The following is an 11,533-nucleotide window of genomic DNA, read 5'->3' on the forward strand; positions in this document are numbered from 1 at the left end:
ACGGGGCTGGTCGAGCTGGACGACCGCCTGCCCGAGGCGCTGGTGGCGCGGTCGCCGGAGCTGGCCGACCGGCTCGTGCACGGCGTGTTGGGGCCGGTGTGGGAGCTGCCCCGCGGGGAACAGGACATGTTGCTGGCGACGCTGGCGGCGTGGTTGGAGACGAACCGGTCGACCGCGGCCACCGCGGCCCGGCTGTACTGCCACCGGAACACCGTGCTCAACCGGCTGCGGCGGCTGGAGAACGTGCTCGGCGGGTCGATGCACGACCACCGCGCCGGGCTCGCGTTGTCGCTGGCGTTGATCGCGCACGCCGCCCGCGACGGTGACGACCGCGCACAACGCTGACGTGCGGACGGTGGGCATTCGGCCTAATGGGGTTAGCCCGTTCGGCTGGTAGGAACAGAAGGTGGCGATCACACAACGCCGTGTGCCGCTGGGACACGGGTGTGGCGACGCCGATGTCCTCCACCACCCACCACGTTCGGAGACGACCTTGTCGCAGTCCCCCGTTCCGCTGGGCAGGCGGGTGTTCCTCGCCCGGCTCGGCGTTCTCGGTGCGGCGGTCGGCGCCGGGAGCCTGCTGCCCCGCAGCGTGCTCACGCCGTCGGCGTCCGCCGCCGAGGGAGATCTCCTGTCCGGTCCCGTCGAACTGCTCCGTCCCGTGCTGGCGGAGCTCGCACGGGACACGCTCAACGGGCTGTCGGTGTTCGCCCTGCCCGGCCCGGACGCGTACTCCACGGCGCAGGGCACCCCGAGTGACACCCCGGGCGCCATGGAGGCGGGAACCACCGACTTCCTCCTCGATGCCCTGGACAACTTCGTGCCGTTGCCGGACCAGCTGGCGCAACCGGTCGCCGCCGCACTGGCCACCGGCCTGTCCGGGACCGGCGTCGCCCTGCCCGGGACCGAGCTGCTCCCGGGAGAGCTGGCCACGTTGGACCGGGCCTTCTCGGTGCTGCTCGAGAACGACGCGACGGTGCCGCTGTCGTTCCCGATCTCCGGCCTGCTCAACCTGCTGGCCACCCAGGTGAATCCGGCCGCGGTGAACGGGCCGTTCCTCTCCCCGTTCGCGCGGCTGACCTTCGCCGAGAAGACGCGGGCGTTCGCCCTGCTCGAAGGGCCGGACTCGGATCTGGTGGCACTGTTGGACGCCCGCTTCCTCGAGCCGTTGAAGAGTTCCGTGTCCGGACTGCTCGAGTTCGTCGGCGGGGCGTTGATCGAGTTCGCCGCGTTCGGGGCCTATTCCGAGTACGCCGTGTTCGACGCCGACCGCAAGCGGCTCACCGGCACCCCGGTCGGCTGGCGGCTCACCGGTTACCAGCCCGACGGGCCGGTCGAGGGCTGGGACGAGTTCCTCGGCTACTACCAGAATCGCACGGAGGTGCAGGACTGATGCGGGACGTGATCGTCATCGGCGCCGGGGGCGGCGGGCCGGTGGTCGCGAAGGAACTGGCCGCGCGGGGGCTCGACGTGCTCGTGCTGGAGGCCGGACCCCGGCACGACCGGCCGCGGGAGCAGTGGAGCAGCTACGAGAACGACGCCAACAACCCGCTGACCGGCTATCTGCGGTGGGGCCCCACCGACAGGTCCCGTCCCGCGTGGTTCCGGGAGTGGGCGCAGAACTCGTTCGTGTGGCAGTTGTCCGGGGTGGGCGGGACCACCCAGCACTTCTACGGCAACTACCCGCGTGCCTACCCGGGGGTGTTCCGGGGTTACGACAAACCCGACCGGGACGCCTACGACGTCGAGCACCGGTTCCCGTTCACCTACGGGGAGATGGTTCCCTACTTCGAGTGGGTCGAGGCCACCGCGCCGGTGATGACCGCGGCGATGGGCACCAAGGAGCAGGTGTTCTTCCGCGGCTGCGAGACGCTCGACCTGCCGGTGCAGACCACGAAGACCACCTACGGGCCCTCGTACCGGCCGCAGGAGAACGCGGTGTTGCAGCCGGGCGGCAACGCGGGCCGGACGTCGGACCCGAACCTGCTGACCCACCCGGACGCGACCGGATGCACCTTCTGCGGCTACTGCTTCCAGGGGTGCATGCGGCCGGTGGGCGCGCCGCGTAACCAGTTCGCCAAACGGTCCACCGACAACAGCTACGTCCCGATGGCGCTCACCGCCGACGTGTGGGCACCGCACGGCAGGCCGGTCGAGCTCCTGACCGACGCCTACGTCACCCGGATCCACACGGAGTCGAAGAACGGCGTCGAGGTGGCCACCGGGGTGACCTGGCGGGACAACGCCTCCGGTGACGAGCAGCGGGAGGACGCGCGGGTCGTGGTGATGGCCGGCGGCTGCACCGAGAACCCGAGGCTGTGGTTCAACAGTGGGCTGCCCAATCCGAACGACTGGGTCGGGCGCGGCTACACGGACCACTTCTTCGACTGGGTGGTCGGCTCCTTCGACGAGTACACCGGCAACCCGAAGGGGGTCGGCTCCGCGGCCCGGCTCGATTTCCCGCCGTACGGGGGGCTGGAGAACGTCGGCCTGCCCCCGGCGTTGAACGGCTTCGCCACGGCCCTGTCCGACAGCGGCATCCGCGGCGAGTACACCAACGGCCGCGGGCCGACGGGACCGTGGGACGGGCCCGCGGGGCGGCTGATGGGGCCGGAACTCAAGGACCTCGTCGCGGGCGGGCTCGACCGGCTGCTCAGTGTCCTGGTGATCACCGACGACGACGTCGAGCGGGACAACCGGGTCGTGCCGTCGGCGCTACCCGCCGACGAGAACGGGCCCATCCCGAAGATCTCCTTCCCGCACCGGGAACGCACCAGGCGCACCACCCGCAACCGGGAGTTCATGGCCCGCAAGGCCGCCGAGCTGCTGCGCGGCGCCGGTGCCAGACAGGTCTACCGGATCGACTGGGCGCCGCTGCTGCTGCACGTCCAGTCGTCGATGCGGATGGGCGAGTCGGAACACAACTCCGTGCTGGACTCGAACGCGGAGTCGCGTGCGGTGAAGCGGCTGTTCGTGGCGGACAACTCGGCGCTGGCCAACAGCCTCGGCGGGCCGAACCCGACGCTGACCACGCAGGCGTTGGCGACGCGGACAGCGGAGAAGATCTTCCAGGGGTACTTCGGTGGCGATCCGTGGGTCGCCTCCGAGTCCCCGGTCGTCTCGACCGACCCACGGATCAGCACCCGGCTCGGTGAGCTGGGGTTGTAACCCGGCAGGCACGTGCGGCGCCGGTGCCCGGTCCGGCGTCGCACGTGCCGTCAGTGTGCTGTGGAGTCCTGTGCTGTGGCGTCTTGTGCTGTGGAGTCCCGGGGTGCTGAGTCCCGCGCTGTGGAGTCCCGGTGGTGCGGGATGCCGTGGACGGTGTGGTGGGCGTAGCCGAGCGCCTCGTCGACCAGGGCCGCGAGATGGTCGCTGGTGATGCGGTAGAGCATGCGCCGCCCGTCCCGCCGTACCTCGACCAGGCCGGCAAGGCGCAGCCGCCCGAGGTGCTGGGACACCGAGGAACGCGAGGCCCCCACCTGCCCGGTCAGTGTGGTGACGTCCTGTTCGGTGCCCAACAGCCGCAGCAGGTGCAACCGGGTGGGGTCGGCCAGCAGTGCGAGCACCTCCGCGGCCGCCCCGTACTGCTCGTCGGTGTACTCGTCCCGGACCCCGTACCGGTTGTTATGTGCGCACATGTTTGCATATTGTCGGATCGCAGCGGCGCACCGCAACCGGGCGGGCGCCCCCGACCGGAGAGAGGCGCGGGCAGGTCTCATGGCTGACCGGCACGACCACGACCACGATCATCCCCACGGCCACGGCCACGGCCACGGCCACGGCCACGGCCACGGCCACGGGCCGGGGGCGGGAGTGTGGGCACGGCTGCGGCACGCCGTCACCCCGCACAGCCACGACACGGCCGACCGGTTCGACCCGGCGCTGGAGACCAGCCGGCAGGGGATCCGCACGCTGGTGTGGTCGTTCGTCGCGCTCATGGTCACGGCCGTCGCCCAGGCCGCCATCGTGGCGGTCACCGCGTCGGTCGCGCTGCTGGGCGACACGATCCACAACTTCGCCGACGCCCTGACCGCCCTGCCGGTGGGGATCGCGTTGCTGCTGGGCCGGCGCGCGGCGACCCGCCGGTTCACCTACGGACTCGGGCGCGCCGAGGACCTGGCCGGGATCGTGGTGGTGGTGCTCATCGCCGCCTCCGCCGCGCTGGCCGGGTACGAGTCCGTTCGCAGGCTGGTGGATCCGCAGCCGGTGGCGTACCTGTGGGCGGTGGGTGCCGCCGGGGTGGTCGGCTTCGTCGGGAACGAACTGGTCGCCCGCTGGCGGGTCCGGGTCGGTCGGCGGATCGGCTCGGCCGCCCTGGTGGCCGACGGGATGCACGCCCGTGCCGACGGTTTCACCTCGCTGGCCGTGGTCGGCGGTGCCGCCGGGATCGGACTGGGATTCCCGATGGCCGACCCCCTGATCGGGCTCGCCATCACCGTGGCGATCGTGTTCGTCGGCTACGGCGCGGCCAAGGAGGTGGGTGGCCGCCTGCTGGACGCGGTCGACCCCGACCTGGTGGCGGCGGCCGAACGCACCGCCGCGGAGGTGGACGGCGTGTGCGGCGTCGATGCGGTGCGGATGCGCTGGATCGGGCACAGTCTGCGCGCGGAACTGTCGGTGTCGGTCCCGGCGGATCGGACGGTGCAGCAGGCACACGCCACCGCGCACGCCGTCGAACACGCCCTGGTGCACGCCGTGCCCCGGCTCACCGCCGCCGTGGTGCACACCGAACCGGACACCGGCGCCGAGACCGCCCACCGGGAGCTCGCCCACCACCGCTGATCCGGACACGGCCGGATGCGGGATCGTCACCGTGGAGAACACGGTTGCCGGATGTGCGACGCGAGCGTGTCCGGGTGTAATGGATCTTCGCGACCGGTGGGGACGTCGAGGAGGATCCGATGGGTGAGCGGGCCGTGCGTGTGGAGCGGAGCGGCGCGGTGTGGACGGTGGTCCTGTCGCGTCCCGAGGTGCGCAACGCGGTGGACGGCCCGACGGGCACCGCCCTGTACGAGGCGTTCCGGCGGTTCGACGCGGACGCGACGGCCTCGGTGGCGGTGCTGTGGGGCGAGGGCGGCACGTTCTGTGCGGGGGCGGATCTGCGGGCGGTCGGGACCGACCGGGGCAACCCGTTGCACGATTACGGCCAGGGGCGGGGCCCGATGGGGCCGACGAGGATGCGGCTGAGCAAACCCGTGATCGCCGCCGTCTCGGGGTACGCGGTGGCCGGCGGGCTGGAGCTCGCGTTGTGGTGTGACCTCCGGGTGGCCGCCGAGGACGCGGTCTTCGGGGTGTTCTGTCGCCGGTGGGGTGTGCCGTTGATCGACGGCGGCACCGTGCGGTTGCCGCGGCTGGTCGGCACCGGCGTCGCGATGGACATGGTGCTCACCGGCAGGCCGGTGGACGCCGGGGAGGCCCAGCGGGTCGGTCTGGCCGGTCGGGTGGTCCCGGTCGGGCAGGAGCGTGCGGCCGCGGAGGCACTCGCCGCCCAGGTGGCGACCTTTCCCCAGGCGTGCCTGCGCGGCGACCGGATGTCCGTGCTCGACGGGGAGGGCGTGCCCGAGGGCGAGGCGATGGCCCGGGAGTGGGAGCACGGCATGCGCTCGTACGCCGCCGACGCCGAGCACGGCGCCGCACGGTTCGCCGGGGGAGCCGGACGCGGGGGTTCGTTCGACGACCTCGGATGATCGGTCGACCCACTCCGGACCGAACGAGCCGTGCTCGGCGTCGGCTTCGGATCCCGGTGTCTGCGGCACCGGGCGAGGACGGCTCCGAGGACCGTGCTGCGGCCGGCGAGGTGCGGGAATACGCTGGCCACAAGGCCATGAGCGGAGGTGCGCGTGCGGGAACACACGGACGTGGTGGACGCGATCCCGATGCGGTGGCTGGAGCACGGCGAGGGAACTCCCGTGGTGTTCGTGCACGGCATCCCGACCTCTCCGGAGTTGTGGCGGCATGTGTTGCCGCGGGTCACCGGCGCCCGGTGCCTGGCGTGGGAGATGGTGGGCTACGGCCAGAGCATCCCGGCCGGCCGGGACCGGGACATCTCGGTCGCCCGGCAGGCCGCGTACCTCGACAGCTGGCTCCGTCAGCTGGGAATCGAGCGTCCCGTGCTCGTCGGCCAGGACCTCGGCGGCGGGGTCGCGCAGATCCTCGCCGCGCGTGCGCCCGAGCGGGTCGCGGGCCTCGTCCTGACCAACAGCATCGGCTACGATTCCTGGCCGATCCCGAGTGTGACGATGATGCAACGTCTGGCGCCCGGGCTGAGGTTGGCGCCCGATGTGGCGCTCTATCCGATGTTCGTGGCACTTCTGCGTCGCGGGCACGACGACCGGGCGCGGGCGGCGGAGTCGATCGGCCTTCACTGGCGCCACTACGCCACCCACGGTGCGGCCCGGAGTCTCGTGCGCCAGGCGTCGGCGCTGAACGTCCAGGACACCCTCGCGGTCGCCGACCGGCTGCCCGAACTCGGCCTGCCCGCGCGCGTCGTGTGGGGCGAGGCGGACCAGTTCCAGAAGGTCTCCTACGGACAGCGACTGGCCACCGACCTCGGCACGACCCTGGAACGCATCGACGGCGGCCGGCATTTCACACCCGAGGACCATCCGGACCGGATCGCCGCGGCGGTCGACGACCTGGTCACGACATCGGGCTAGCCTCTCCGCGAGTGCGCACTCCTCACGCGCAGGGGAACCACTGCGCGGCGGCCGTGGCGCGTGCCCGATCCTCGGCGAACCGGGTGCGGACCGCGGCGATGGCCGTCGCCAACGGGAAGAGGTCGCGGGTGACCAGCTGGTCGGCGTGGTCGGCGCCCACCGGGTGCCAGTAGACACCGTCGTTGGTGACCGTGACCTCGGGTACCAGGGAGTCGACGGTGAGCTCCACGCCGGTGTCGGCGAGCCCACGGCGGGCGACCTGGCGGAGCACCTGATCGTCCCGGGCGATGCCCAGGGAGTCGAGGAACCCACGGAACGATTCCTCTTCGTGTGCCTGCTCCGGTTGCAGCGTCGCGGCCACCCGCACCCGGAAGCCTTCCGCGCGGGCGAGGCGGATCCCCGCCACCGCGCGTTCCCACGAGCCCCGGCCGCGGTGTGCGTCGTGCCGTTCGGGGTCGGCGGAGTCCAGACTGATCTGCAGCGCCAGCCGGTCTTGGTCCATCCGGCGCAGTGCGTCCAGTCTCTTCCCCCGGAACAACATCCCGTTGGTGAGCAGTGTCGTGGGCAGCGCGGCGGTGCACGCGGCGACGAGCTCGTCGATGTCCGGGAGCAGCATCGGCTCCCCGCCGGTGAGCAGCAGTTCCGTGACGCCCGCGGGCACGGCCTCGTCGGCGAGCCTGCGCACCCGGTCGAGGCCCAGCGCGCGGCGCGGTGTCCGTGGTGAGGAGCGGGCGCAGCAGTAGTCACACGCGAGGTTGCAGTCGAAGTTGGTGTACATCCACAGCCGGGTCCCGGGCACCTGCTCCGGCGCGAGTCCCGCGAACGGGTCGGGTGCCCGGCCGCGGCGCACCACGGCCACGTCGCCGCGCACCGCGACCAGCTCGTTGCCGGTGCGGGCGCACCACGCCCGGACGGTGTCCGCCTCGTCGGGGGGATGCCCGCCCAGTGGGATCTCCACGGTCGACCCCGATGCCGCCGCGGAGACGCGTTGCACCAGGTCGAGTACCAGGGAGTTCACCACCATTCCGGGATCCCCTGCCGGCGGACGGCCTCGAACAGGGAGTCGTACCCGTCGAGCCGGGGTTCGACCCACTGCCGCAGGCCCTCCATTTCCAGGATGGGCCGGTGCCGCGGGTCGTTCCAGTCCATCGCGAACAGCTGCTCCACCCACGGGCGTGTCCGCTCCTCGGTCACGTGGGGCAGCACGGTGAAGTTGCAGTGCGAGTACGTCGGTGACTCCCAGACCACCTCGAAGGCCCCCGGCATCAGTTCCTCGCGGCCGATCGCCTCCCAGGTGTTGATCCCGATGGCCGCGGCGTCGGCGCGGTCGTCCAGCACCGCGCGCAGCGCGTCGAGTTCGCTGCGCCCGGTGTCGCCGTGCTTGCCCACGTCGCTGTCGATGCGCAGCAGCTTCACCTCGCCGTCGCGGATCCCGGCCCGGTCGAGGAAGTGGACGGGCAGGATGGCGGCCTGGGCCGAGTCCTTCGAGCCGAGCGCGAGTGTCCTGTCCCGGAGGCCGGGCAGCCCCTCGATCGCGCTGCCGGTGCGGGCCACGATCACGGTGCGGAACTCCGCGTCGGTGTCGCGCATCGCCAGGGCGCGGCAGGCGCCGTCGGTGCGCGCGACGGTGCGCACCCACGCCAGGTTGGTGTTCCACGCGATGTCGATCGTGCCGTCCAGCAGCGCCTCGACCTGTCTGCCGTAGTGGGAGAACAGCACGAAGTCCATCTCGGCGGGACCGTCCGCGAAGTAGTCCCGGAGTCCCTCCCAGATGGTCACCACGTTCGGTGTGTAGGCGACCGAGCCGACGAGCAGTGGTGTGCCCACAGGGCGTCCTCCTTCTCAGAACAGCGGCTGCCCGGTGAGGGCCTTGCCGTAGAAGTCGTAGAGCGCGTCCGCGGTCGGGGCCATCACGTGCCCGGCGCGGGCGTCGCGGAAATGGCGGTCGATGCGCAGGTGCTCGGAGAACGCGGCGCCGCCGCAGACCCGCATCGCCGCGTCGGTGATCCGCAGTGCCGCGTCGTTGGCGGCGGCCTTGACCCCGAGGACGTGCAGCAGGGTGTCGTCGCGGGGGTCGACGAGACGCCCGGCCGTCCGGTCGAGGTAGGCGCGGGTGCTGTCCAGGTCGAGCGACATCCGGGCCAGTTGTGCGCGGATGGTGGGCAGCGCGGACAGACTCTCGTTGCGGTGTTCGAGCGTGGCCGCGCCGGTGTGCCGGATCGCCGTGTGCACGGCCGCCTCGCACAGGCCGATCGAGACGGCGGCGTTGCCGAGGTTGAACCACGGCAGCACCGTCTGCATCATCAGGTCGAACCCGGCGCCCTCGCCGCCGAGCCGCTGGTCCTCGCCCACCTCGACGTCGAAGGACATCGGTGCGGACGCGTTGCCCCGCAGCCCCATCCCGCGGAACTCACCGGTCACGTCGACGCCCGGGGCCGCGGCGGGGACGGCGAAGAAGTCGACCGTGTCGGCGTCCGGGGAGAGCGTGGAGGCGACGTAGACGTCCGCGTGTCCGGCGGTGGTCACCCAGCTCTTCGTCGCGCGCAGCCGCAGGTCCGCGCCTTCGTGGCGCGCCCGTGAGACCGGGGCCCAGAAGTGGGAACGGGAGCCCGGTTCGGACAGCGCCAGCGACGCGAGCGTCTTGCCCGAGGCGAGCTGCGGGAGGAGGTCGTCGAGGCCGGGCGGGGGCGCCGCGGCGAGCGGCATCGCGGCACTGACGTGCATCAGATAGACCATCGCCGTGGACCCGCACTCCCGGGCGAGCGCGCCGGCCACGTCGGCGAACTCGCGCGGCCCCTGTCCGAGCCCGCCCACGCTCTCCGGGAGAGTGAGGCCGAGCAGGCCGGACTGGCGCAGCGCGGTGACGGCCTCGTCGGGAAACCGTGCCGCGGCGTCCACGTCGTCCGCCGCCTCCCGGGCGGCGGCGAGCACGGGATCGAGGTACGGGGTGAGGTCCATGGGTTCACGGTTCCTTCCGGTCCGGGGGAGTCTGGCGGGGAGCGAGGCCGACGGCCAGCAGCCCGGCCGCGAGCGCGAGCAACACGGACAGGGTCGAGCCGTCGCCTTCGAGCCAGTTCGGTGACCGCCCGGCCTGCACGAGTTGGAGGACCGTGGCGGCGGCGAACGCGACACCGGAGACGAGCACGAGCAGCCGCTTCCGGAGCAGGCCCCCGAGCAGTCCCACCGCGCTCAGCGCCAGGATCACGATCAGGCCGACCCCCTGTATCTGCAGGAAGTCGTAGGGGCGGTAGGCGCCGTCGGAGAAGGTGAACACGAAGGTCAGCAATCCCCCGGCACCCAGTGCGACGGCGGCGCGGTCGAGTCTTCCGCCGTTCATGCGAGCCTCGCCAGGCCACGCGCGACGGCCTTCCGGGAGGTGACCATGATCGGCCGGAAAACACCGTCGAGACCGAAGCCGCGCCCCGCGGCGGTGGCGAACAACGCGAGATGGACGAGAATCATCAGGTAGTAGGACCAGTGCCACTCGTTCGGTGCGTACAACACCGACAGCGCGATGGCCGAGGACTGGACGACACCGAGCACGGCCCACAACCGGGTCGCCAGCCCGATCAGCAGGAACGCGCCGAGACCCGCCTCCACGAGCAGGGTGAGCCAGCCGAACAGCACGAAGTTCGGCAGGACGACGTGTTCGACGAGCCAGGCGAACGGGCCGAGGACCGGATACTCCACGGCGTAGTTGGTGAAGTGGTACAACCCTCCGCCGCTCCGCTCGCCGAAGTCCGGGGGGATCTTCCACGCCGCGTTCTGGATCCACAGGAACGCGACGACGATCCGCACGAACGCCATGACTCCGCGGGTCGTCCGCGAACCGCTGTCCGCCGTGCCGGCGGTCGGCATTGATGCCATGTCACGCCCCTCCCGACGCCGTTCAGCGAAGTCGACGCGGAGAGCTGGCGCAAACGGGGACGGCCACGGTGGAGTGAACGTTCGCACGGTGGTGGTGGACTTCAGCCGCCGCGTCCTGCGAGGACGGAGCCCTGGCGTCGACCGTCGCCGCGGCTCGGTGCTGAGGAGACCGCGTCTCCCGAGGAGAATGGTCCCGTCCGGCCGACCACGGGGAGGACACGATGAGCGACGCCGACGTGGAGTTCTTCTTCGACCCGGTGTGCCCGTTCTGCTGGGTCACCGCCGAGTGGGTCCGCAACGTCGCGCGGCAACGGCCGCTGACGATCCGGTGGCGCCCGCTGTCGCTGCGGATCCTCAACGAACCGCTCGGTTACGCCGACCGGCCCGCGCGGTATCCGGACGCGCACCAGCGCGGTCTGGAGATGCTCCGCGTGGTCGTCGCGGCTCGTCGCGCACACGGTCCCGACGTGCTCGGTGATCTCTACACCGCCCTGGGCGAGGCCGTGTGGCACGCCCCGCCGCCCGGGGAGGCGAGCTTCGAGGCGGTGCTCGCCGACACGGCGCGGCCCCGCGACCTCGGCGCGATCCTCGACCGCGTGCACCTGCCCCGGGAACTGGCCGACGCGGCCCAGGACGAGGGCCTGGACGCCGAACTGCGCGCCGAGACCGGGGAAGCGGTGGACCGGGCGGGTGGCGGTGTCGGCACGCCGATCCTGTCGTTCGCCCCACCCGACGGTCCCGCGTTCTTCGGACCCGTGATCGATCGGGCACCCGACGGGGACGAGGCGCTGCGGATGTGGGACGCGGTCGTGACGCTCGCCCACTGGCCCGGCTTCGCCGAACTCAAGCGCACCCTGCGGTCCTTTCCCGACACGCCGTTGAGCGCCCGCATCTCCGGGCGCGACACCCGGGTCCGATAGCCGTCGACGCGCCGGTTCCGATCCTGCGGGCCTGCTCCGGGGCGTGCCGGGTGGGCCGGGGGTCGCTCGCCCGTGGCGGCGGCGCGGGCG

The 11,533-nt window shown here is 72.1% G+C and carries 13 protein-coding genes; 7 read left to right on the forward strand and 6 right to left on the reverse strand.

The genetic code is table 11. From position 1 onward, the window contains the following. The 3 genes from ACTIR_RS0109810 to ACTIR_RS0109820 form a co-directional block, all read left to right on the forward strand. On the forward strand, positions 1-345 hold a 345-nt coding region (locus tag ACTIR_RS0109810; protein WP_026454135.1), incomplete at its 5' end, for a helix-turn-helix domain-containing protein. A gap of 148 nt (positions 346-493) precedes the next feature. Continuing rightward, the gene (locus ACTIR_RS0109815; protein ID WP_034239368.1) at positions 494-1,393 is read left to right on the forward strand and encodes a hypothetical protein; all 900 of its coding nucleotides are present in this window, start codon (positions 494-496) and stop codon (positions 1,391-1,393) included. Next, a complete protein-coding gene (locus ACTIR_RS0109820) occupies positions 1,393-3,168 on the forward strand; it encodes a GMC family oxidoreductase N-terminal domain-containing protein (RefSeq protein WP_026454137.1) in 1,776 nt (591 codons plus the stop codon). The genes ACTIR_RS0109815 and ACTIR_RS0109820 overlap by 1 nt, the downstream gene beginning before the upstream one ends. A 50-nt stretch (positions 3,169-3,218) precedes the next feature. Here ACTIR_RS0109820 and ACTIR_RS22580 read toward each other — a convergent pair whose 3' ends face one another. Then, positions 3,219-3,638, reverse strand: coding sequence for an ArsR/SmtB family transcription factor (locus ACTIR_RS22580; protein ID WP_084789392.1), 420 nt, complete (start codon positions 3,636-3,638; stop codon positions 3,219-3,221). 79 nt (positions 3,639-3,717) lie between these two features. Here ACTIR_RS22580 and ACTIR_RS0109830 point away from each other — a divergent pair, with 79 nt between their 5' ends. The 3 genes from ACTIR_RS0109830 (at position 3,718) to ACTIR_RS0109840 (ending at position 6,656) form a co-directional block, all read left to right on the forward strand. Next, positions 3,718-4,782: a cation diffusion facilitator family transporter gene (locus ACTIR_RS0109830; protein ID WP_026454138.1), complete on the forward strand. Its 1,065-nt coding sequence runs from the start codon at positions 3,718-3,720 to the stop codon at positions 4,780-4,782. A 119-nt stretch (positions 4,783-4,901) separates the two neighbouring features. Continuing rightward, entirely contained in the window at positions 4,902-5,687 is a 786-nt protein-coding gene (locus tag ACTIR_RS0109835) for a crotonase/enoyl-CoA hydratase family protein (protein ID WP_026454139.1), read from the forward strand. Positions 5,688-5,840: 153 nt separating this feature from the next. Next, the gene (locus ACTIR_RS0109840; protein ID WP_026454140.1) at positions 5,841-6,656 is read left to right on the forward strand and encodes an alpha/beta fold hydrolase; all 816 of its coding nucleotides are present in this window, start codon (positions 5,841-5,843) and stop codon (positions 6,654-6,656) included. 22 nt (positions 6,657-6,678) lie between these two features. Here the strand turns inward: ACTIR_RS0109840 and ACTIR_RS0109845 are convergent, their stop codons facing one another. From ACTIR_RS0109845 to ACTIR_RS0109865, 5 genes are read right to left on the reverse strand one after another with little or no spacing between them, the layout of a single operon-like run. Then, positions 6,679-7,680, reverse strand: coding sequence for an Rv1681 family radical SAM protein (locus tag ACTIR_RS0109845; RefSeq protein WP_026454141.1), 1,002 nt, complete (start codon positions 7,678-7,680; stop codon positions 6,679-6,681). Then, on the reverse strand, positions 7,671-8,483 hold the full coding sequence (locus tag ACTIR_RS0109850; protein WP_026454142.1) for an Rv1680 family SBP-like protein: 813 nt from the start codon (positions 8,481-8,483) through the stop codon (positions 7,671-7,673). Before ACTIR_RS0109850 ends, ACTIR_RS0109845 begins: the two co-directional genes overlap by 10 nt. A gap of 15 nt (positions 8,484-8,498) precedes the next feature. After that, complete coding sequence (fadE16, locus tag ACTIR_RS0109855; protein ID WP_026454143.1) at positions 8,499-9,614, reverse strand: Rv1679 family acyl-CoA dehydrogenase; 1,116 nt, start codon at positions 9,612-9,614, stop codon at positions 8,499-8,501. A 4-nt stretch (positions 9,615-9,618) separates the two neighbouring features. Further along, complete coding sequence (locus ACTIR_RS0109860) at positions 9,619-9,993, reverse strand: Rv1678 family membrane protein (protein ID WP_026454144.1); 375 nt, start codon at positions 9,991-9,993, stop codon at positions 9,619-9,621. Beyond that, positions 9,990-10,463: a TQO small subunit DoxD gene (locus ACTIR_RS0109865; RefSeq protein ID WP_034239375.1), complete on the reverse strand. Its 474-nt coding sequence runs from the start codon at positions 10,461-10,463 to the stop codon at positions 9,990-9,992. Before ACTIR_RS0109865 ends, ACTIR_RS0109860 begins: the two co-directional genes overlap by 4 nt. A 281-nt stretch (positions 10,464-10,744) precedes the next feature. Here ACTIR_RS0109865 and ACTIR_RS0109870 point away from each other — a divergent pair, with 281 nt between their 5' ends. After that, on the forward strand, positions 10,745-11,443 hold the full coding sequence (locus ACTIR_RS0109870) for a mycothiol-dependent nitroreductase Rv2466c family protein (RefSeq protein WP_026454146.1): 699 nt from the start codon (positions 10,745-10,747) through the stop codon (positions 11,441-11,443). The last annotated feature ends 90 nt before the right edge of the window (positions 11,444-11,533 follow it).

It is taken from the genome of Saccharomonospora iraqiensis subsp. iraqiensis, assembly GCF_000430445.1.
GTDB classification, from domain to species: domain Bacteria; phylum Actinomycetota; class Actinomycetes; order Mycobacteriales; family Pseudonocardiaceae; genus Saccharomonospora; species Saccharomonospora iraqiensis.